At 70.7% G+C, this 20,085-nt stretch carries 17 protein-coding genes and 1 riboswitch; of the genes, 6 read left to right on the top strand and 11 right to left on the bottom strand.

Features of this window, described 5'->3' with window-relative positions; translation table 11 throughout:
• Positions 1-77: 77 nt before the first annotated feature.
• From ABD912_RS21000 to ABD912_RS21010, 3 genes are all read left to right on the top strand, one after another.
• The gene (locus tag ABD912_RS21000) at positions 78-1,574 is read left to right on the top strand and encodes an aldehyde dehydrogenase family protein (RefSeq protein WP_345154011.1); all 1,497 of its coding nucleotides are present in this window, start codon (positions 78-80) and stop codon (positions 1,572-1,574) included.
• Complete coding sequence (locus tag ABD912_RS21005; protein WP_345154013.1) at positions 1,575-3,215, top strand: GMC family oxidoreductase; 1,641 nt, start codon at positions 1,575-1,577, stop codon at positions 3,213-3,215.
• 362 nt (positions 3,216-3,577) lie between these two features.
• On the top strand, positions 3,578-5,275 hold the full coding sequence (locus ABD912_RS21010) for an APC family permease (protein ID WP_345154015.1): 1,698 nt from the start codon (positions 3,578-3,580) through the stop codon (positions 5,273-5,275).
• Positions 5,276-5,311: 36 nt separating this feature from the next.
• Here the strand turns inward: ABD912_RS21010 and ABD912_RS21015 are convergent, their stop codons facing one another.
• Positions 5,312-5,767, bottom strand: coding sequence for a hypothetical protein (locus ABD912_RS21015; protein ID WP_345154016.1), 456 nt, complete (start codon positions 5,765-5,767; stop codon positions 5,312-5,314).
• A gap of 10 nt (positions 5,768-5,777) precedes the next feature.
• Positions 5,778-5,895, bottom strand: a riboswitch (SAM riboswitch).
• Positions 5,896-6,050: 155 nt separating this feature from the next.
• Here ABD912_RS21015 and ABD912_RS21020 point away from each other — a divergent pair.
• Positions 6,051-6,896 (top strand): siderophore-interacting protein, encoded by an 846-nt coding sequence (locus tag ABD912_RS21020; RefSeq protein ID WP_345154019.1) that lies wholly within the window; start codon positions 6,051-6,053, stop codon positions 6,894-6,896.
• Between the two features lie 28 nt (positions 6,897-6,924).
• Here the strand turns inward: ABD912_RS21020 and ABD912_RS21025 are convergent, their stop codons facing one another.
• Positions 6,925-7,437: a DUF805 domain-containing protein gene (locus tag ABD912_RS21025; protein WP_345154021.1), complete on the bottom strand. Its 513-nt coding sequence runs from the start codon at positions 7,435-7,437 to the stop codon at positions 6,925-6,927.
• A gap of 124 nt (positions 7,438-7,561) precedes the next feature.
• On the opposite strand from ABD912_RS21025, the gene ABD912_RS21030 reads away from it, so the two are divergent.
• Positions 7,562-8,245, top strand: coding sequence for a biliverdin-producing heme oxygenase (locus ABD912_RS21030; protein ID WP_345154023.1), 684 nt, complete (start codon positions 7,562-7,564; stop codon positions 8,243-8,245).
• Between the two features lie 28 nt (positions 8,246-8,273).
• On the opposite strand, the gene ABD912_RS21035 is transcribed toward ABD912_RS21030, so the two are convergent.
• The 8 genes from ABD912_RS21035 to ABD912_RS21070 form a co-directional block, all read right to left on the bottom strand.
• Positions 8,274-8,912, bottom strand: coding sequence for a DNA-3-methyladenine glycosylase I (locus ABD912_RS21035; protein WP_345154025.1), 639 nt, complete (start codon positions 8,910-8,912; stop codon positions 8,274-8,276).
• Positions 8,909-9,619, bottom strand: a complete 711-nt coding sequence (locus tag ABD912_RS21040) for an alpha-ketoglutarate-dependent dioxygenase AlkB family protein (protein ID WP_345154026.1) — start codon at positions 9,617-9,619, stop codon at positions 8,909-8,911. Before ABD912_RS21040 ends, ABD912_RS21035 begins: the two co-directional genes overlap by 4 nt.
• Positions 9,616-10,251 (bottom strand): methylated-DNA--[protein]-cysteine S-methyltransferase, encoded by a 636-nt coding sequence (locus ABD912_RS21045; RefSeq protein ID WP_345154027.1) that lies wholly within the window; start codon positions 10,249-10,251, stop codon positions 9,616-9,618. The genes ABD912_RS21040 and ABD912_RS21045 overlap by 4 nt, the downstream gene beginning before the upstream one ends.
• Positions 10,248-10,826: an RNA polymerase sigma factor gene (locus ABD912_RS21050; protein WP_345154028.1), complete on the bottom strand. Its 579-nt coding sequence runs from the start codon at positions 10,824-10,826 to the stop codon at positions 10,248-10,250. The genes ABD912_RS21045 and ABD912_RS21050 overlap by 4 nt, the downstream gene beginning before the upstream one ends.
• Before the next feature lie 177 nt (positions 10,827-11,003).
• A complete protein-coding gene (locus ABD912_RS21055; protein WP_345154030.1) occupies positions 11,004-12,599 on the bottom strand; it encodes a multicopper oxidase family protein in 1,596 nt (531 codons plus the stop codon).
• The gene (locus ABD912_RS21060; RefSeq protein WP_345154033.1) at positions 12,599-15,928 is read right to left on the bottom strand and encodes an ATP-binding protein; all 3,330 of its coding nucleotides are present in this window, start codon (positions 15,926-15,928) and stop codon (positions 12,599-12,601) included. The genes ABD912_RS21055 and ABD912_RS21060 overlap by 1 nt, the downstream gene beginning before the upstream one ends.
• Positions 15,925-16,620, bottom strand: a complete 696-nt coding sequence (locus ABD912_RS21065) for a DUF4194 domain-containing protein (protein ID WP_345154034.1) — start codon at positions 16,618-16,620, stop codon at positions 15,925-15,927. The genes ABD912_RS21060 and ABD912_RS21065 overlap by 4 nt, the downstream gene beginning before the upstream one ends.
• Positions 16,617-18,074 carry a DUF3375 domain-containing protein gene (locus tag ABD912_RS21070; RefSeq protein WP_345154036.1) on the bottom strand — a complete coding sequence of 486 codons (1,458 nt, stop codon included), beginning with the start codon at positions 18,072-18,074 and terminating at the stop codon, positions 16,617-16,619. The genes ABD912_RS21065 and ABD912_RS21070 overlap by 4 nt, the downstream gene beginning before the upstream one ends.
• A gap of 256 nt (positions 18,075-18,330) precedes the next feature.
• Here ABD912_RS21070 and ABD912_RS21075 point away from each other — a divergent pair, with 256 nt between their 5' ends.
• Complete coding sequence (locus tag ABD912_RS21075) at positions 18,331-18,888, top strand: dihydrofolate reductase family protein (RefSeq protein WP_345154037.1); 558 nt, start codon at positions 18,331-18,333, stop codon at positions 18,886-18,888.
• A gap of 183 nt (positions 18,889-19,071) precedes the next feature.
• On the opposite strand, the gene ABD912_RS21080 is transcribed toward ABD912_RS21075, so the two are convergent.
• Positions 19,072-20,073, bottom strand: a complete 1,002-nt coding sequence (locus ABD912_RS21080) for an aldo/keto reductase (protein WP_345154038.1) — start codon at positions 20,071-20,073, stop codon at positions 19,072-19,074.
• Positions 20,074-20,085 lie beyond the last annotated feature (12 nt).

Genomic DNA, 20,085 nt, shown 5'->3' on the forward strand with positions numbered 1-20,085 from the left:
GCCGGGATGGAGGTTCCGGCGCCGGCCGAGAGGGCGAACGGCTGCAGGCCCGTCGCCGTACTACTGGAGGAGACACTATGACCGATACCGCATCCACCCTGTTCATCAATGGCTCGTGGGAGCCGGCCAGGTCCGGCGCGGTGCGCCAAATCCGCAACCCGGCCGACGGCGAACTGGTCGCCACCGTGTCCGAAGCCGGTCGGGAAGATGCCGAACGCGCTATCGCGGCGGCCCGTGCGGCCTTCGATGCCGGTGTCTGGGCCGCGGTCCCGGCGCCCGAGCGCGGTGCCTTCCTGCTCAAGGTGGCTGCGGAACTTCGCGAACGCCGCGAGAAGTTCGCCCGCGCCGAGTCACTGGACACCGGAAAGCGGATCATCGAGAGCCGGATCGACGTGGACGACATCGCCGCCTGCTTCGAATACTTCGGAAGGCTTGCCGGGCAGCAGGCGGGCCGCATTGTCGACGCCGGGGACCCCGCCGTCGTCAGCAGGATCGCCTACGAGCCGGTGGGCGTCTGCGGCCTGATCACGCCGTGGAACTACCCGCTGCTCCAGGCGGCTTGGAAGGTCGCGCCCGCGCTGGCCGCCGGCTGCACCTTCGTGCTCAAGCCCTCCGAGCTGACCCCGTCCACCGCCATCCTGGCCATGCAGCTGCTGCAGGACCTGGGCCTGCCGGACGGCGTCGCGAACCTGGTGACAGGGGCCGGCGCGGAGGCCGGCGCACCGCTCTCGGAGCATCCCGACGTCGACCTGGTCTCTTTCACCGGCGGGTTGGAGACCGGCAAGCGCATCGCGGCCGCCGCCGCCGGCACCGTGAAGAAGGTGGCGCTGGAGCTGGGCGGCAAGAACCCGAATGTGGTGTTCGCCGACGCGGACTTCGACGCTGCCGTCGACAATGCGCTCAACGGGGCCTTTGTGCATTCCGGGCAGGTCTGCTCTGCCGGAGCGCGGCTGGTGGTCGAGGAATCGATCGCCGAACGCTTCGTCGACGAGCTGGTCCGCCGCGCGCGGGGCATCCGCCTTGGCGGTCCATTCGACGAGGCCGCCGAAACCGGGCCCCTGATTTCCGCGGCCCATCGCGAGAAGGTCCACGCCTATGTGCAGCGCGGCGTGGCCGAGGGTGCGCGCGTGCGGTGCGGAGGGGCGGTGCCTGAAGGGCGGAAGTACGACGCCGGTTTCTACTACCAGCCGACCGTCCTGGACCGCGTGCGCAAGGGAATGTCCGTCGTCGTGGACGAAGCGTTCGGCCCGGTAGTGACGGTCGAAACTTTCCGTACCGAGGACGAGGCCGTGGCGACCGCCAACGACACGATCTACGGCCTGGCCGGCGCCGTCTGGACCCAGGATGCCGGCAAGGCGCAGCGCGTGGCGGGCCGGCTGCGGCACGGCACCGTCTGGATCAACGACTACCACCCCTACCTTCCCCAGGCCGAGTGGGGCGGCTTCGGCCAGTCCGGCGTCGGTCGCGAGCTCGGTCCAAGCGGCCTGGCCGAATACCAGGAAGCCAAGCACATCTACCAGAACACCAGCCCGCAGGTGACCGGCTGGTTCGCTGACCACGGCAAGGAGAACTAGATGCACACTGACAACATCGAGAAGCTCAATGACCGGGAGTTCGACTACATCGTCATTGGCGGCGGATCCGCCGGCGCCGCGGTCGCCGCCAGGCTAAGCGAGGACCCGGCCGTGTCCGTGGCGCTGGTGGAGGCCGGCCCGGACGACCGCGGAATACCCGAGGTGCTGCAGCTCGACCGCTGGATGGAGCTGCTGGAATCGGGCTATGACTGGGACTACCCGATCGAGCCGCAGGAGAACGGCAACTCTTTCATGCGGCACGCCCGCGCGAAGGTCATGGGCGGCTGTTCCAGCCACAACTCCTGCATCGCCTTCTGGGCCCCGCGGGAAGACCTGGACGAGTGGGAGTCCAAATACGGCGCCACCGGCTGGAATGCCGAGGCCGCCTGGCCGCTGTACCGGCGGCTGGAGACCAACGAGGACGCCGGCCCGGACGCGCCGCACCACGGTGACTCGGGCCCCGTGCACCTGATGAACGTGCCCCCGGCGGACCCGGCCGGCGTCGCGCTCCTGGATGCCTGCGAACAGGCGGGCATTCCGCGCGCGAAGTTCAATACCGGCAGCACCGTGATCAATGGCGCCAACTTTTTCCAGATCAACCGCCGCGCGGACGGCACCCGCTCCTCCAGCTCGGTCTCCTACATCCACCCGATCATCGAGCGCGGGAACTTTACCCTGCTGACTGGCCTGCGCGCCCGCCAGCTGGTGTTCGACGCGGACAAGCGCTGCACCGGCATCGACGTCGTGGACTCGGCGTTCGGCCGGACCCACCGGCTGTCCGCGCGGTGCGAGGTGGTCCTGTCCACCGGCGCGATCGATTCGCCCAAGCTGCTCATGCTCTCCGGCATCGGCCCGGCCGCGCACCTGGCGGAGCATGGCATCGAGGTCCTGGTCGACTCTCCCGGCGTCGGCGAGCACCTGCAGGACCACCCCGAAGGCGTTGTGCAGTTCGAAGCCAAGCGGCCGATGGTGCAGACATCGACGCAGTGGTGGGAAATCGGCATCTTTACCCCCACCGAGGACGGCCTGGACCGCCCCGACCTGATGATGCACTACGGCTCCGTCCCATTCGACATGAACACCCTGCGGCACGGCTATCCCACCACGGAGAACGGCTTCAGCCTCACCCCGAACGTCACCCATGCCCGCTCCCGCGGCACCGTCCGGCTGCGCAGTCGCGACTTCCGCGACAAGCCCGCGGTCGACCCGCGGTACTTCACCGATCCGGTAGGCCATGACATGCGCGTTATGGTTGCCGGTATCCGCAAGGCGCGCGAAATCGCCGCCCAGCCCGCCATGGCCGAATGGACCGGCCGCGAGCTTTCCCCCGGCGTCGACGCGCAGACCGACGAGGAACTGCAGGACTACATCCGCAAGACGCACAACACCGTGTACCACCCCGTCGGCACCGTCCGCATGGGACCCGCCGATGACGACATGTCGCCGCTCGACCCCGAGTTGCGGGTCAAGGGCGTCACCGGCCTGCGCGTCGCCGACGCCTCCGTGATGCCCGAGCACGTCACGGTGAACCCCAACATCACCGTCATGATGATCGGCGAACGGTGCGCGGACCTCATCCGCGCCAGCCGAAGCGGCGAAACGCCGGCGGCGGAGCCGAGGCTCAGCGCGGCCCTCGCCTGAGCGGCAGCGCTTTGCCGGGGGCAGGCGCGAACAGGACTGAACATCTGTTCATTCGCACGTCTTGAACGCATGTTCAGCATCGACTAGCCTGCTGGCTATGATGCACGTCACACCGAAGTCCGACGGCGTGCGTCCGTAACCTTTGGTCCGCATCCGGCAGCCGGTGGGCTTGCTTTTCCCCGGGAAGCCCGTCTTTCCCGGGAAGCGGGGCGGACACTACGGCTAGTCATCAGCAGTGGGGGGAGACGGTCCGGGCGCCGCGGCGCGGTGCCCGGACCGTCGATTTCAGCAGCGTGATCCACTCCGCGTCCAATGGAGGCCGCGGGTAATCACCATTGTGCTTTTCTGACTTAGGAGTTCAGATGTTGGAACCCAGCAAGAGTACTGATTCAGGCGGCATGGACGAGTTCGGCTACGCCCAGACCCTGGACCGCAGCATCGGCAAATTCGCCAGCTTCGCCGCCGGGGTCAGCTACATCTCCATCCTCACCGGCGTATTCCAGCTCTTCTACTTTGGTTTCTCCATGGCCGGTCCCGCCTATGCGTGGTCCTGGCCCATCGTTTTTGCCGGCCAGCTGATGGTCGCACTCTGTTTCGCCGAACTCGCGGGTCGCTACCCGGTGGCCGGATCCGTCTATAACTGGGCCAAACGGCTCTCCTCGGGCACCTTCGCCTGGCTGGCGGGCTGGCTCCTGCTGCTGTCCTCGATGATGGCCCTGGGCGCCGTCGCGCTGGCCCTCCAAATCACGCTGCCGCAGATTTGGTCAGGTTTCCAGATCGTCGGCGACGGCACCGGCCAGTACGACTTCGCGATCAACGGCGTGCTGCTGGCCAGCATCATGATCGGTATCTCCACGCTGATCAACGCGTTCGGCGTGAAGCTCATGACCCTCATCAACAGCGTCGGCGTGTTCGTTGAACTGGTGGCGGCCGTGCTGCTGATCCTGGCCCTGCTCTGGCACGCGGTCCGCGGCCCGGGAGTCCTCTTGGACACCTCCGGCTACGGGGAAGGGCACCCGCTGGGGTTCTTCGGCGTCTTCCTGATCGGCGCCATGGCCTCGGGCTACGTCATGTACGGCTTCGACACCGCCAGCTCCCTCGGCGAGGAAACGAAGGACCCCAAGCGCACCGCGCCCAAGGCCATCCTGCGCGCCGTCACCGCCTCCTTCCTGCTGGGCGGGCTGATCCTGCTCGGCGGGCTGCTGGCCGCTCCGGACCTCAATGATCCGAAGGTGGGCCATGCCGACGGCGGCCTGCAGTACATCGTGCTCTCGGTGCTGGGCGGCCCCTTCGGCAAGGCCTTCCTGGTCTGCATCGTCGTGGCCGTCATTGTGTGCACCCTGGCGGTGCACGCGGCCGCCATCCGGATGATGTTCGCGATGGCCCGGGACAACAACCTGCCGTTCAGCCGGCAGCTCAGCAAGGTCGATCCCGTGCGCAGGACGCCTGCCGTGGCGGCCATCGTCATCGGTGTCATCGCGGTGATCCCGCTGATCGTCAACGTGATGCAGCCGGCCATTTTCACCATCATGTCCAGCATCAGCATCGTCCTGATCTACCTGTCCTACCTGCTGGTCACCGTGCCCATGCTGCGCAACAGGTTCCTGAGGAAGTGGCCGCTCAAGGAGGAAGAGGCCGGCAAGGCCGGATTCAGCCTCGGCAAGTGGGGCCTGCCGGTGAACATCCTGGCCGTGTTCTGGGGCGGGGCCATGACCCTGAACCTCATCTGGCCGCGGCAGGAGATCTACAACTCCGTTCCGCCGTTCGAGTGGTACCTGCAGTGGGGCGGCGTGCTGTTCGTCGGTGCCGTCGTGATTGGCGGCACGCTCCTCTACCGCCTGAAGATCCGCCACCAGACGGGGGTGCTGGCCGAGCACGCGGCGGCCGTCGCGGCCCATCCGTCCTCGGGCTCCGCACGTACCGAACCGTCGGCTGCCCCCCGACCGCTGCCGGATCCTGTCCGGGCCGGGGCCGGCCTGTCCAGCGCGGACATTGCCAGTGAGATCCCTGACGCGCTGCCAGCCAATGCTGCCCTGTCAGAGAAAGGCACGGGGTCGTAGATCGGGCCCTTGGGGATGCCCGCGGGGCCGCTGCTCCTAGACGGCGTCGAACTCGGCGAAGTCGGCGGTCACCGCATTGAAGAAGCGCTCCAGCTCGGGGTCGTGGTCCAGCGGACACGGGACCAAGGGCTCCAACGACAGGCTGAGGTAGCTGCGCCCCGCCTGGCGGCGCGGATCCGCGGGCATCCCCAAAACCCCGGCCTCGGGGTTCCACACCGGCTCGGCGCGGCGGCCGGTCCGTCCGAGCGAGTCCAGCAGCCGGGCGTGCTCGGCCAGGGCCAGGGCATCATGCGTGTAGGCCAGGACCTGCTCCCCGCAGAACGTCACCATCCGCACTGCCTGTTCGGCCACGTCCACGTCCACGCTGGTGATCCGTTCCCATGCCGTGGCATCGCGGAGGGCCCCGGCCACGGTCCGGAGGTGGAGGCGGTGCCCGCGCCCGAACAGGGTGCAGTTCGCTTCGGCGCCGGCGGAGGGGATCGGATAGCCCATGGGGGACCTTTCGTTGCTCTTGTCCGGAGCGGTGTTGCACCAGACCACTTCGTCATCCGAACCACCCGTGAAGCATGGGGTTGGTGTGCGGTCGGGTCGGAGCCCAAACATGGCCGCAGCTCGTGAAGCTTTTCCTAATGGTATCCCATTCTCCAAGGCGCCAGCGTCGCGCAAGTTGCTTCGCGGGCCGGAGTGGGATTGGCTGGGAAGGAACGCTTTAGGCAACCCTTACCTCGGGTTGGTCCCGAACGTCCCCGCCGAACGCCCGCGAAGAGGAACCGCCATGACCGCAGCACCCGCCGCCCGCACCCCACGTCCCGCCCGCCCGCAGGTGGTGCTCGAGGTGCTCGCCACCGAACGCCTCAGCCCCCACATGGTGCGGCTGACTCTGGGCGGGGAGGGGTTTGCGGGGTTCCAGAACAAGGACGCCACGGACAAGTACGTCAAGATCCTCTTCGCCGATCCGGCGCTGGGACTGGAACCGCCGTACGACCTGGAGGCACTGCGCGTGAAGCTGGGCCCGGAGGCCGTGCCGGTGCGCCGCACCTACACGGTCCGCCGCGTCGACGAGGCGGCACGGACGCTGCAGATCGACTTCGTGGTCCACGGAGACGAGGGCATCGCCGGGCCCTGGGCCGCGGCGGCGCAGCCGGGGGAGAAGGTCTGCTTCAACGGACCCGGCGGGATGTACGCGCCGGATCCGTCCGCCGACTGGCACCTGCTGGCCGGGGACGAGTCGGCACTGCCGGCGATCTCCGTCGCGCTGGAGGCCCTGCTGGACGACGCCGTGGGCGTCGCCTATCTGGAGGTCGCGGGCCCGGAGGACGAGTTGGAGCTCGCCGCGCCCGCCGGCGTCGAACTGCGCTGGCTGCACCGCGGCGAGTTCACCCCCGACTCCACCGTGCTGGCCGCAGCGGTCGAGGCCGGAGCGTGGCGCGAGGGGCGGGTGCAGGTCTTCGCGCACGGCGAGCGGGAGGTCGTGAAAAACCTGCGCCGCTACCTTGCCGAGGAACGCGCGGTGGACCGCAGGCAGCTGTCCCTGTCCGCCTACTGGGCCTACGGCCGGGCCGAGGACGCGTTCCAGGCGGAGAAGCGCGAGGCGGTCGGGCAGATCTTCCCCGAGGGCTGAGGCGCCTCCCGGAACCGGGCCGCAGGCCCTACATGGCCTGCGGGTAAGCCGGCGGCAATGACGATCGGGCGTCGAAGCGCGCGCCCTGGGGGTGGGAGGGCAGCACCATGAAGATGAGGATGATCAGCCCGCCGACGCCGGGTATCAGGGACAGCAGGTAGAACCAGCCGCTGTAGTTGGCATCGTGCAGCCGGCGCACCGCGATGGCGATGCTGGGGATCAGGACCGCGAGGGAGTAGGCGGCCAGCAGGACGATCAGCACGACCGTCAGCGGGGCGGGCCGCCAGTTCTCAGGGTCCGGCTCGTAGTCCATCTGGGGATTTCCCGTGGCGACGATCGAGATGGCGAGGAGGATCGAGCCCACGGTCGCCACCAGTGCGTTGAACAGGGCGGCCCACCAGTACTCGCTCCGGCTGGCCCGCCCGGAGAAGGTCGCGTACTTGGTGAAGAACCGTTTGATGGCCTGGCCGAAGCTGGCGTTGTAGAGCGGCTGGTCCAGGGGAACGGGGGAGTTCCCGCTCCGGGGCAGGGGCTGTGCCATGGAAGGTCCTCTCATCAGGCGGTATGCGTCGGCCGGAGTGATCCTCCCGACCATAATCCGCCCGGGTGTCCCGGCGGGGAAGGCCGCGGGGGCCTATGATGGCGAAAAGATTGGGAGGCCCACCATGACCGAGACCCCGGAGACCACCTTCTCGGCCCGTTTGCGCCACGCCACGCAGGCGGAGCACTCCCGGGCGGAGTCCGCCGAATTCATCTCCACGCTGATGGAGGGGACCCGCAGCGCGCGGGACTACGCCCTCTTGCTGTCCCAGTACCGGTTCATCTACTCCGCCCTGGAGGAGGAATGCCGCTCCCTGCGCGAGCGGCCCGGGGCGGGGGACCTGCTGGCGGAGTTGCTGGATCCCCGGCTTGAGCGGCTGCCGTCCATCGAGGCGGACCTGGCCGGCCTGGTTCCGGCCGTGGGGCTGGACGCGGCGCCCGGAGCGCTTCCGGCGACCCGGGAGTATGCGGCGCGCATCCGCGCGGCGGCCGCGGAGGATCCGGCACGCCTGGTGGCGCACCACTACCTGCGCTACCTGGGGGATCTTTCCGGTGGCCTGGCGATCGGCAGGCTGGTCGCGCGCCACTACGGCATTGTCCCGGAGCACCTGAGCATGTGGACCTTCCACGGCATCGACAAGCCCAAGGTGTACAAGGACGGCTACCGGGCCAAGCTGGATGCCTACGCGGTGGACGACGCCCGCGCCGACGCGCTGGTGGACGAGGCGGCCTCCGGCTTCGCCCTGAACCGGGCCCTGTTCGCCGAGCTGTTGGGACTGTCCCGGAAGGTGGCGCCAGCGGTGGCCTAGCGCGCGGGCCTTGCCCCGCGCTTACCGGTCAGCCGGGCCAGACCCCCGAGGTCCCGCGCCGGTGGCTATCCACCAGGTGGGTGTCCACGATGCCGGTGGCCTCCATGAGGGCGAACATCGTCGTGGGGCCAACGAACGCGAAGCCCTTCCTGCGCAGCGCCTTGGAGAGGGCCACCGACTCGGGCGAGGTGGTGGGCACCTCGGCCATGCTTCGTGGCTCCGGCGTTACTGCGGGCCGGAAGGACCACACGAAATCCGCCAGCCCGCCCTCGGCCCGCAGCGCGATCGTCGCCCGGGCGTTGGTGATCGCGGCCAGGATCTTGGCCCGGTTGCGCACGATCCCCGCGTCCGCCATAAGCCGCTCCACGTCCGCCTCGCCGAATGCGGCCACGGTATCCGGGTGGAAGCCGCCGAACGCGGTGCGGAACGCCGGCCGCTTGCGCAGGATGGTCACCCAGGACAGGCCGGCCTGGAACGCCTCGAGGCTGAGGCGCTCGTACATGCCCCGCTCATCGCGCACGGGCATGCCCCACTCGGTGTCGTAGTACTCCCGCAGCAGCGGGTCCCGGCTGGCCCACGCCGGCCGGACGAGTCCGTCGTCGCAGAGCACGACGCCGGCGGCCGCCTTCGCGGACACGTTTTCCGCGGGCACGGGTGCCTCGGTCACGGGGCGTCCTCTCCCGCTTCCGGCGCGTCCAGGCCGGTGGCGCGCAGCGTGATGTTGATCCTGCCTCTTCCTTCCAGCCCGCACCCTTCCGGCGCGGTGCCGGGAAACACCTTCGGCACCCCGTGGTAGGCGAGCCGCGAGGGGCCGCCGAACACGAACAGGTCGCCGGAGCGCAGCTCCACGTCCGTGTAGGGGCGGGTCCGGGTTTCGGTGTTCCCGAAGCGGAACAGGCAGGTGTCCCCGATCGAGAGGGACACCACCGGTTCCCGGGAGATTTCGTCCTTGTCCTGGTGCATGCCCATCTTCGCCATGGTGCCGTCGCCGATCGTGCCGTAGTGGTTCGCCAGCGCGGCGTCCGGCACGTAGCCGGCGGCAGCGGCGCCGTCGTACGCCTCCGCCACGGCCTTGCGGCCCAGCCGCACCAGCCACTCCGGCAGCGGCAGCACGCGGGCGCCGTTCACGTCCGTGGCCTCGCGCGTGTAGCGGTAGGGCTGCCAGTGCCAGCCCAGGCAGACCGTGCGCACCGACATCGGGTGCCCGCCGATCCGCGCCGCCCGGGCGGGCACCGGACCGGCCGCCCACTCCCGGAAGCGCTCGACGATCCAGGCCTGCTGCTCCAGGGTCAGCCAGCCGGGCACGTGCACCGCCCCCGGGGCGACCTCCCGGCGCGGGCGGGCCAGCAGGTCGTCTCCGAAGAGTTCGGTCACGCCGCGGCTTCCATCGCCAGCAGCGTGGTCTTGGCCTCGAGCCCGCCCAGGTAGCCGCCCAGGCTGCCGTCAGTGCGCAGCACCCGGTGGCACGGGACGACGACGGGCAGCGGGTTGGTGGCGCAGGCGGAACCCACGGCGCGGACCGCGTTGGGGTTGCCCACCAGGCGCGCGACCTCCGCGTAGGACTCCGTATGTCCGAAGCCGATCTCCGAGAGGTGCTCCAGCACGGTGAGCCGGAACCCCTTGGACAGGGAACGGTCCAGCGGCAGGTCGAAGCGGCGGCGGTGGCCGGAGAAGTACTCGTCGAGCTGGCGGGCGGCGTTCTCCAGCCGGCGCGGGGAGCGCAGGATACGCGGGCCGATCCGTTCGGCCAGGGCCTGCAGGACGGCGTCGTGGTCCTCGCCGGCGAAGGCGACCCGAACCAGGCCGCGCTCGGTCGCGGCCAGCAGCAACTCCCCGAGCGGAGTGGGGACGGTGGTGTAGGCGATGTCGAGGATCCCGGCATCGGCCGCGGCGACCTCCAAGCGCTCGTGGAGGGAGGCGAGCGCTCCGGCGGGAACGTCCCGGAGGGGTTCCAGCACGCTCTCTTGGTCAAGCGCGGCGGTGGTGGGGGACTGGATGGCTGTCATCGGAGGACTTCCTCCTTGGGAATATGAGGGGTCGAAATTTCGGGGAAGGGGGGTTCGGGAGTGGCGGCGGGGGAGCCGGAAGGGGACGGGCGCGGGATCGCGTCCCGCAGCCGCTTGATCCCGTCGGAGGCGGCACGGCGGGCTGCCTCGGGCGTGCCGCCGAGGATTCCGGCGACCTCCCGGTAGGGCAGCCCGGCGACGTGGTGGTAGGCCACCGCCAGGCGCTGCTTCTCGGGCAGCGACGCGAGGGCTGCCCACAGGGAGGGCTCCCGGTCCCGGGGGAAGCGCAGGTCCTCGGGAATGCCGAGCGTGGAGACCGCCTCGGGCAGGTCGTCCGAGGGGAGCGCGCGCCGGGCGGCGGCCCGCACGGCGTCGATCGCCTTGCGGTGGGCGATGGTCACCAGCCAGGCCTCGACGTTCGCGTCCGCCGGCAGTGCGGGGTAGGCGCCGAGCGCGGCCAGGAAGGTTTCCTGCCAGGCGTCCTCGCTGTCCGGGCCCGGACCGAGCACGGCGCGGCACACCCGCAGCACGGTGGCCCCATGCCCGGCGACGATCGCTTCGAACGGTTTCTTCATGTCCAACGCTTCCCGGTACCCATCGCATACTTACCCATCACACAGCGTAGACGCCGGGGGTTCCCTAAACGTGAGGTCCGGCGTCGCACCCGGCCGGGATGGCCGCAATGCGTGCGCGATCCGTGCCGGTGTGAGGCCTCCAAACCGGCACGGATCGGTCACGCGTTGTGGGAACCCCTAGGAGTGGTGCGAACCCGCAGGCGCGGACAGCGTGGTGGGAGCTTCCGTCTCGGTGCCCGGCTCCACGCTGCCTGGATCTACAACAGTGAATTGGCCCATCATGCCCTGGTCCTCGTGCCAGAGCAGGTGGCAGTGGTACATGTACGGCACGTCCGGGTCGGTGTGCTTCCCGAAGGGAACCACCAGGTCCACGCTCTCGCCCGGACGCACCAGCACGGTGTCCTTCCAGCCCAACTGGGCGGCCATCCCCGCCCCGTCCTTGCCGGTGACCGAACGCACCCGGAACTGCACGCCGTGGACGTGGAAGTTGTGGGCGTGGTCGGAGGAGTTTTCCACCCGCCACAGCTCCACGGCCCCGGCCGGGACGGACAGGTCGATCCGGTCCATCGCCATGGTGGCGCCGTTGATGGACTTCTCGCCCAGGTTGAACGTGCGCACGGTGGCGCCCTGAGGCGGGCCGGCCGGCAGGGAGGACAGCTCCGGCGCCGGCAACGACGCCGGAATCCCGGCCGAAACCCCGCCTGCCGGGCCGCTGATCCGCAGCAGGTCGAACTCGTCCCGGGCCCCGGCCAGCTCCTCGTCCCCGCCCATCCCCAGCTCGTGCGTGAAGGACCGCAGCACCACGTCGGCGCCCGGGGCCAGTTCCACCAGCACCTCCGCGCGCTCGCCGGGGGAGAGCAGCACCCGCTCCAGCGCCGTCGGATCCGGCACCAGGCCGCCGTCGGTCCCCACCAGCCACAGCCGCCCGCCGCCCTTCAGCCCCAGGTTGTAGCAGCGGGCCGAGGACGCGTTGAGCACGCGAAGGCGCAGCAGGGGCGTCGAGGCGGCAAAATGCGCCTGGTGGGTGCCGTTGGCCAGGACCGTGTTGCCCAGCCGACCCACCGGGGCCTGCGTGCGCCCGCCCTCGGTCCTGCCGCCGGAGGCCACTGCGACGTCCTGCAGGATGAGCGGGATGTCGTCCACCCCGTACTCGGATGGCAGCCCGGCGGCACCGGCATCGTCGACGGCTTCATCTATAAGGAACAGCCCGGCCAGCCCGCGGACCACCTGTTCCTCGGTCTGCCCGTGCGGGTGCGGGTGGTACCAGAGGGTCGCCGCCGGCTGGTCCACCGTCCATTCCGCCGTCCACGTCTCCCCGCGGGAGATCGACTGGTGCGGCGTTCCGTCCTGGGCGGCCGGCAGGCACATCCCGTGCCAGTGCGCGGTGGTGGCGGTGGTGAGCCCGTTGGTGACCGCGACGCGGACCGTCTCCCCGCGCGCCGCGCGCAGCGTCGGGCCCAGGAAGGTGCCGTTGTAGCCCATGGTCCGGAAACTCACCCCGGGCAGCAGTTCCGTCAGCCCGGACCCGGCCTTGAGCCGGAAGGAGCGCACCCCGCCGGCAACCTCCGCCTCCGCCAGCGGAGGGATGGCCAGCGGCGTCGCGAAGGCCTCGCCGCCGTCGTCGTCCTGTTTTCCGGAGGACAGCGCGGCGGCGGTGCCGCCGCCCACCGCCAGGACCGCCCCGCCGGCGAGGGCCAGGAACGTGCGCCGGGACGGCCGGGACAGGCCTTGGAGAGCGGGGCGCGGCCCGGCGGGAGGGGCGCCGGGGACCATCAGCGCAGGACGATGTCGGTGGCGATGGCGGGGGAGAGGCCGGTCTCGACGAACCCGGACACGTTGGAACCCGGGTGCTTGACGATGTCCGTCACCGATCCCAGGTGCCGGGACAGGTCGATCTTGTCCTCCGGGGCTGCCAGCAGCAGCTGGAACCCGAACTCCTGCAGCGCGTTGATGCCGGCGGCCGCGTACTCGGAGTTGGCTTGGATGAACGCCTCGTCGATCATCACGGTGCCGTAGGTGGTGAAGCCCTGCGTCGCGAAGCCCAGTTGGTAGGCCAGGGCCGCGCCCATGATGAAGGAGGTGAAGCGCTGGCCCTCGCCGCCGGAGAGGGTACCCGGCTCCAGTCCGGTCTCCACCTCGCCGCCGGGCTTGTGCTCGTTGCAGGAGATGCTCACGTGCTGGCGCACGTCCAGCACGGTGTCCCGCCAGGACTGGCGGGAGGAGTCGTCCAAGGCGTCCACCAGCTTCTCCAGCTCGCGGTAGCTGGCGCTCATGTGGTCGGCCCCGCGCTGGGTGTAGGCGTTGCCGAGGGCGTTCTTCAGCGCGGTGCGGAAGTCGCGGGCCTCGTCCGGGATGGTGGTGCGCACCTCCAGGGCCAGCCGGGAGCCGTGCTCGAACGGCACGTCGGCGAGGATCTGGTTCAGCGGCAGGATGCGCTCGCCGATCGCGCGGCGCTCCTCCTCCAGCAGCTGCAGCAGGTCGGAGAAGCGCTCGTAGGAGCGGTTGGAGAAGTACTCGCGGAATTCCTCCTCGCGCTGGGGCAGGCCCTCCTGGAGGATGCCCTGGTAGAGGGCCACGAAGTGCGGGGCCGCCTCGACGCCGGTTCCGAAGGAGGCCGTCGCGGCGGGGCCGAAGTCCCGGGTGAACTGCTTGAAGGTGTCAGTCAGCGCGGTTTCGGTGGCGAACTGGGCCTGGCGCAGTCCGGTGGCCTCCTCGCCGAAGGCCAGCGCGGCGGCGGCCACTGCAGCGTCCAGCTCGGCCACGGTGGTGGGCTGTGCGGCCTGGATCCGCTCCACGACGCCGGCCAGCGCCGGGTGCCGGTGCAGGGCCTCGGTGGCGGATTCCTCCGGCGCGCCGGCGGCGCTGCGCTGCAGGGCGGCCTTGAGCTGGGACTCGGCGGCGCCGGAGCGGCGCTCCAGCGCGGAGGTCTCGCTGCGCAGCACCGCGAGGCGTCCGACGGCGGCCTCGAGTGCGGTGCGTGCCTCGGCGAGGGTGGTGCGCAGCGCGGCGAGGTCGGTGCTGGAGTCCATCGCCTCGGCGATGCGCTGCTCCAGGTCGGCCACGGCCGCGGCCTGCGTGGTCGAGTCCAGGGTGGAGAAGGGGCGCTTGTCCGCGGCGAGGAAGCGCAGCGAGGCCAGCCGCTCGGCCAGGTTCTCCTTGGCCCGGCTGCGTTCGAGGGCGAGCTCCTCGGCGTCGCGCTCCTCGGCCGCCAGCGCGGCGGCGCGCGCCTGCAGTTCGTTGATCTTCTCCTGGTTGGTGAAGCCCAGCAGGTAGTCGGAGGCGGCGATGGTGCGGGTGTCGCGCTCGTAGGTGCCGCGGCCGGCCTTGATGGTGCCGGCCAGCGAGATCGCCTTGTCGTGGATGTGCAGGCCGGCGTCGGACTCGACGCAGGCGAACCCGTAGTCCGCGGCGATCTTCGCGCGCAGCCAGGCGCCGGCGTCGGACTTCTTGAACTCCAGCTTCGTGACCAGGTCAGCCGGCCCGGATTCGGCCTCGCGCGGGACGCGGGAGATGTCCATCCAGCGCAGCCGGCCGAAGCCCTCCAGTCCGTCGATCGCCCGGGTGACGGCCTTGAGGTCCTCCCCGCGCACCAGCAGCGTGGTGGCCAGGGTGCGCAGCGCCTTCTCCGCGGCCGGGCGCCACGGGGCGTGGCCGGGGGCGATGTCCACCAGTTCGCCGCCGAAGGGCAGGTGCTCGACGTCGATGCCGGTTTCGGCGGCGATATGCCGGCGGGCGGCGGCGGAGGCGCTGTCGATGTTGGAGCCGCGCTTGGCGTAGGAGTCGATCTCCGCGCGCAGCTTGCGCCCGCGTTCGCGGGCCTCCATGGACGCGGCCATGGCCTCGTACTCCATGGTCTTCGCGTCCTTGGCGACGCCCTCGAGCGTCTCGGCGGACACCGCGGCCTGCCGGCGGGCGGCCTCCAGCCCGGAGGCGGACCAGGTCAGGGGCACGGCCACGCCCTCCACCTGGGCGCGCAGCGCGGCGGCGGTGTTCTCCCGCTCGGCGTAGCGGGAGCGGGCGGTCTCCAGCTCGCGCTCCAGCGCCTGCACGGCCTGCCCGCCGTGCGAATCGTGCTGCTCCTGCAGCGAGCGCACGCGCTCCTCCAGGCCCGCCTTGTCCTCGGCGGCGGCGGCGATGTCCGCGTAGTTCTGCCCCAGCTCGGCGGCCAGCCGGGTGGATTCGGTGCCGAGCAACTGCGCGGCCAGGTGCTCGCGCAGCAGCGGCAGCTGGCCGGAGGCCAGCTCGGTGTTGCGGTCCAGCGCGGCGGCCAGTTCGCGGTGGCGGGCGTACTGGTCCGGGACCAGCTCCAGGGCGTCGCGCTGGGCGCGGGCCTCCTCCAGCTGGCGGTGGATGCCGCGCAGGTGGGAGAAGTCCTCGACGGCTCCGGCGGCGGCCTTGAGCGTGGCCGGGACCTCCAGCACCTCGTAGCGGAAGAACTGGTTGACGCCCTTGTCCAGGCCCTTGCCGTTCTGCAGGGTGCGCAGCAGCTGGAAGGCCTTGTCGTTGTCGATGCCCAGGCGGCGGCGGAAGCGCTCGGCGAACGCGCGGTGCACGTCGAAGGCCTCGAAGCCGGGCAGCACCTTCTGCAGCGAGGAGGGGGAGAAACGGCGGGAGCCGTGGTCCTCCAGCGCCTCGGTGTCCAGCGGGCGGTCGCCCATCACGTAGTGCTTGCCGACCTGGCCCTCGAGCCCGTTGGCGGGCAGGTCGAACAGTGCGGCGAGGCAGACCTGGCCGCCCAGGCCGTCCTCGTAGACCAGCGCGATCGCGCTCCAGGTGGCGCCCGGGCGCTGGTAGAGGGTGCCGGCCTCGGTCTTGAAGCGGCGCCCGCGCATGTAGGAGTACGTGGTGCGGCGGTCCTTGCGGGTGGAGGCCTCGTGGGCTGACTCGTTCAGCCGCGGGGCCGCGTGGAAGATGTGGCCGATGCCGTCGAAGAGCGTCGACTTGCCCACGCCCGGCTGGCCCGTGAGCAGCGTGCCCAGCCGGTCCACGTACAGGCTGTGGCGGCCGTGGAAGGTGCCCCAGTTGATGACCTGGATGCGGCTCAGGCGGTGCTGGCCGGGGTTGACGGCCTCGCCGAACGGCAGGGTGAACTCGATGCTCACAGTTCCTCCTCGGTGTCCGCGTCCAGCAGGGTGTCGCCGGCGGAGCGGTCGATCGCCGCGATGTAGGCGGGGATCTCGTCGATGGTTTCGAACGGCAGGGCCAGCGCCAGGGCGCCGGAGACGCGGTACTCGTCGTCCAGTTCGGTGGGCAGGATCAGCTTCAGCGCCAGCAGGCGGGCCAGCGAGGCGTCGGTGAGCTCCTCCAGGCGCTTGTCGTCCACCGCGCCGGGCTGGCGGTGCTCCTCGAGGATCTCGCGGGCGCCGGCACGGGAGATGACGGCGTCGGTCCCGGTCCCGGCGTGCCGGTCCAGCAGCAGGCGCAGGCGCAGCGCGATCAGCGTCTCCTCGCGGCGCAGCGGCTTGCGCGGCACGATCGTGGTGGTGTGCGGGGCCTCCACGTCCACCGGGACCAGCAGCGCGATCTTGCGTTCGGTGTCCAGCGACAGGCGCAGGAACAGTTCGGCGACGAACGCGGAGATGTCCGCGCGCCGGTCCAGCACCAGCTGCCAGACCTTCGGTTCGGCGGAGCCGTCCAGGTACGGCCCGCGCAGCAGGCGCACCAGCACCTGGCGCAGCGGCAGCGGGAACCTGCCGGTGTCCCCGTCGAAGAGGCGGCGTTCGGCGCGCAGGCCCGCGCCGTCGTCGTACCGGTCCTGCTGGACCGAATCGTGGGCGTCGTCGATGGCGGTCATGCGGGGTCCTTCGCGAAGGTGATCACGGGCAGGTAGGCGGTGCGTTCGGTGCCGTCGACCTGGGTGTAGGCGAGCGGTTCGAACGCGGTGGCGTCCACGGCCCCACCGGCGGTGCGCGCGGCAAGGACCAGGTGGCGGACGGAGTTCAGGTGCCGGTCGGCCGGCTCCAGCACGGCGAAGGCCTGGCCGACCGTGGCGGTCCCGCCGGCGGTGCGGCGGGCGCGCACGACGGCGGCGCGCAGCCGTTCGGGGTCGGCCTTGGGCGTGCTGGGGGTGCGTACGATGTCGGCGCCGGACAGCGCCGGGGGATCGGCCAGCTTGGGCGGGGCGACGTGCTCGGCCGGATCGAAGATGCCCAGGGTGGCGAGCGTGGCGAACTCCGGCTGGAAGAGTTCCACACGAGCCACCGGGGTGCGGGCCTTGAGCCCGGTGGAATTGGCCACGGCCAGTTCGGCGGCGCGCACGGCCTTGCGCAGCAGCTGGGATTCGCGGAACGCGTCCGACTGCACGTAGGCGTGCAGGCTTTCGCTGAGCTTGCCGTAGCTGGAGTGCACCTCGCCGGCCTGGCGGCGCAGTTCCCTGACCAGGTTGGCGAGGGTGTGCCGCTCGGTGGGGGCGAGCTCGTCGATGAAGTCGCGTTCGAGGACCTCGTTGACCGCCTGGCGGAAGCGGGCCTGCTGGGCGGGGTCGTTGAGGAACTCGGTGAAGCCGCGGAAGGTCTCGCCCTCCGGGGTGCTGCGCAGCTGCCGGTCGCCCTCGAGGACCTGGCCCACGGCGACGCCCTTGGTCACGGAGGACTCCATGATTTCCTGGCGGACGGTGTGCAGCATCTCCTGGACGCCGTCGCGCATGCGCTTGAAGTCGGCGGGCAGGTTCGCGGCCAGGTCCAGCACGGACCGGGCAGCGGCGACGGCGCCTTCGCGCGGCATCACGGCAGGGCCCTCGCCGGCCTGGAGCTGGCGGATGCGGTCCTGGCGCTCGGCGATCTCCGCCTCGAGCTGGCGGACGCGGGCCTGCGGGTCCGGGTCGGTCTCGTGGGCCAGCGTCTCGATGCTGGTCAGCAGGGTGTTCAGCCGGGAGGAGTTCAGGTTGGTGCGGGCGCCGGTGAAGTCGTCCAGGAAGGTCAGCACGCGGGCGGTCTGCGCGGTGGGCTCGTAGTGGAACTGGCCGTCCACGAGCGGGCGGGCCAGGAAGCGGGACCTGACCCAGGAATCCGCGTACTGGGCGGCCTGCCACTGCTCGTTCAGGCCGGCCCCGTTGGCGCGCAGGTGCTTGAGGAAGGCGTCCAGGGCCGCATGGAAGGCATCCAGGGTGATCCGCGGACGGGCCTGGGTGAACTCGGCGCGCAGGAATGCGACAGTCCAGGGTGCCGCGGAGAGCAGCTTCCAGGCGGGGGAGGAGCGGAAATCCAGTTGGTCGGCCCACAGGGCGGCGGCGTGGTCGGTGGGCCGCATCGAGGTCGCGTCCTTTCTGGCCAGCGGTGCCGCACTCCGCCGGGCAGGGCACGGGGCACGGCAGCACGGCAGGTCACCGGCAATCCGGCAGCGGGATGGAGATTCAATTCTAGGCCACTTGGGCGTCCCGCTTTCCCGCCGGTTCGCCCGCGCTACCCGCCACCCCTTGCGCCAGCCGTCCCGGTCTGGGTCAATGCTGGTGGGTCCGCCACTGCCGGACCCGCGAGAGCAGGGCGACCAAGCTTTGGAGGGGAACATGGCGCGGCTGGACTACATCTCGATCGTTTCGCTGGACGGGTACGTCGCAGACGCGGAGGGCAACTTCGACTGGGGCGCTCCCGACGCCGAGGTGCACGGCTTCATCAATGCCCTCCAACGCGACTACGGCACCCTGCTCTACGGGCGCAGAATGTACGAGGTCATGGTGTTCTGGGAGACGGAGGGCGACGGCCCGGACGCATCGGAGGTCGAGGAGGAATACGCCCGGATCTGGCGCTCCCAGGACAAGGTGGTCTACTCGCGCACCCTTTCCGAGGTCTCCAGCGCCGCCACCCGGCTGGAGCGCGAATTCGACCCCGACTCCGTGCGCCAGATGAAGGCCGAGGCCGGGAAGCCGCTGGCCGTGGGCGGTGCGGAACTGGCCGGGCAGGCCCTGCGCGAAGGCCTGGTGGACCAGGTGCACCTGTTCGTCTCCCCGGTCACGGTCGGCGGGGGCAAGCGGTGCCTGCCCGCGGACCTGCGCCTGCGGCTGCAACTGCTGGACACGCGCCCCTTCGACAGCGGCGTGGTCTACCTGCGCTACCGCGTCGCGTGAGGACACCCTGGCTGGCCTGACGGAAATGCACTGGCCTGACGGAATCTGGCGAAACTGCACTTGTGCCGGTGGCCCTCGGCGTGTCGCCGCCACTGGAGCCACTTTGGTGCCCATGCGTCACGCCGAGTGCAGAAACGTCCCCAGCCGCGCCAGGCCAGTTCAACCGCCAGGCCAGTTCGACGGTCAGGCCAGCTCGTCCGGGAACGTCTCCGTGTCGATGCTGGCCTGCTGGCCCGCGGTGTAGCGGGGGCCGTGGACGGTGTCGTGGTTGATGAGCCCATCCAATTCGGCGAGGGTCGCGGCGTCGAGCACCACGTCCTCCGCCGTGAGGTCCTCGTCCAGGTGCTCGGTCCGGGTGGTCCCGGGGATGGCGACGATGTGCTCGCCCTGGGCCAGCACCCAGGCGATGGCCAGCGCGGCCGGCGTCGTGCCGAGGCGCTCGGCGATCGCGGCGAACCCGGTGAGCAGGTCCAGGTTCCGCGGGTAGTTCTCGGCGTCGAAGCGCGGCATGCGGTGGCGCATGTCGCCCTTGGGCAGCGCTGCCGGGTCGGTCAGCGTGCCGGCGAGGAACGCGCGGGCCAGCGGGCTGAACGCCACCAGGGTGGTGCCCAGCTCGCGGCAGGCCTCGGAGAGCCCCAGCTCCGGGTTGCGGGTCCACAGCGAGTATTCGTTCTGCACGGCCGCGACCGGGTGGACCGCATGGGCCCGGCGCAGCGTCGCGGCGGAGACCTCGGACAGGCCGATGCCGCCGATCTTGCCCTCCTCCACCAGCTCCGCCAGCGCTCCGACGCTGTCCTCCACCGGCACGGACCTGTCCAGACGGTGCAGGTAGTACAGGTCGATCCGGTCCGTGTTCAGCTTGCGCAGCGAGGCCTCGGCCTGGGCCTTGATGGTCGCCGGGTGCCCGTCGGTGGCCCCGCGCCCGTCCACCATGGCCAGCCCGCACTTGCTGGCCAGGAAGTACTCGTCGCGCCGGCCCAGCAGCGCGGACCCGAGCAGCTCTTCGTTCCGCCCGCCGCCGTAGAGCGTGGCGGTGTCGAAGTGGTCAATGCCCGCGTCCAGCGCGTGCTGCAGCAGCCGGGCGCCCTCCTTCGCGGTGGGGAAGTTCGAGTAGCCGTGGCTGAGGTTCATGCAGCCGAGGCCTACCGGGCGGACGGTGGTACCCGCGAGGGCGCGCTTTTCCATAGGACTTTCCTA

The sequence above is a fragment of the Arthrobacter ginkgonis genome (assembly GCF_039540195.1).
Lineage (GTDB): Bacteria > Actinomycetota > Actinomycetes > Actinomycetales > Micrococcaceae > Zafaria > Zafaria ginkgonis.

What these genes read in the sequence shown, in the direction of transcription:
- ABD912_RS21000 (WP_345154011.1), top strand. Translation starts at nt 78, where the DNA reads ATGACCGATACCGCATCCACCCTGTTCATCAATGGCTCGTGGGAGCCG.
- ABD912_RS21005 (WP_345154013.1), top strand. Translation starts at nt 1,575, where the DNA reads ATGCACACTGACAACATCGAGAAGCTCAATGACCGGGAGTTCGACTAC.
- ABD912_RS21010 (WP_345154015.1), top strand. Translation starts at nt 3,578, where the DNA reads ATGTTGGAACCCAGCAAGAGTACTGATTCAGGCGGCATGGACGAGTTC.
- ABD912_RS21015 (WP_345154016.1), bottom strand. Translation starts at nt 5,767, where the DNA reads ATGGGCTATCCGATCCCCTCCGCCGGCGCCGAAGCGAACTGCACCCTG.
- ABD912_RS21020 (WP_345154019.1), top strand. Translation starts at nt 6,051, where the DNA reads ATGACCGCAGCACCCGCCGCCCGCACCCCACGTCCCGCCCGCCCGCAG.
- ABD912_RS21025 (WP_345154021.1), bottom strand. Translation starts at nt 7,437, where the DNA reads ATGGCACAGCCCCTGCCCCGGAGCGGGAACTCCCCCGTTCCCCTGGAC.
- ABD912_RS21030 (WP_345154023.1), top strand. Translation starts at nt 7,562, where the DNA reads ATGACCGAGACCCCGGAGACCACCTTCTCGGCCCGTTTGCGCCACGCC.
- ABD912_RS21045 (WP_345154027.1), bottom strand. Translation starts at nt 10,251, where the DNA reads ATGACAGCCATCCAGTCCCCCACCACCGCCGCGCTTGACCAAGAGAGC.
- ABD912_RS21050 (WP_345154028.1), bottom strand. Translation starts at nt 10,826, where the DNA reads ATGAAGAAACCGTTCGAAGCGATCGTCGCCGGGCATGGGGCCACCGTG.
- ABD912_RS21055 (WP_345154030.1), bottom strand. Translation starts at nt 12,599, where the DNA reads ATGGTCCCCGGCGCCCCTCCCGCCGGGCCGCGCCCCGCTCTCCAAGGC.
- ABD912_RS21065 (WP_345154034.1), bottom strand. Translation starts at nt 16,620, where the DNA reads ATGACCGCCATCGACGACGCCCACGATTCGGTCCAGCAGGACCGGTAC.
- ABD912_RS21070 (WP_345154036.1), bottom strand. Translation starts at nt 18,074, where the DNA reads ATGCGGCCCACCGACCACGCCGCCGCCCTGTGGGCCGACCAACTGGAT.
- ABD912_RS21075 (WP_345154037.1), top strand. Translation starts at nt 18,331, where the DNA reads ATGGCGCGGCTGGACTACATCTCGATCGTTTCGCTGGACGGGTACGTC.
- ABD912_RS21080 (WP_345154038.1), bottom strand. Translation starts at nt 20,073, where the DNA reads ATGGAAAAGCGCGCCCTCGCGGGTACCACCGTCCGCCCGGTAGGCCTC.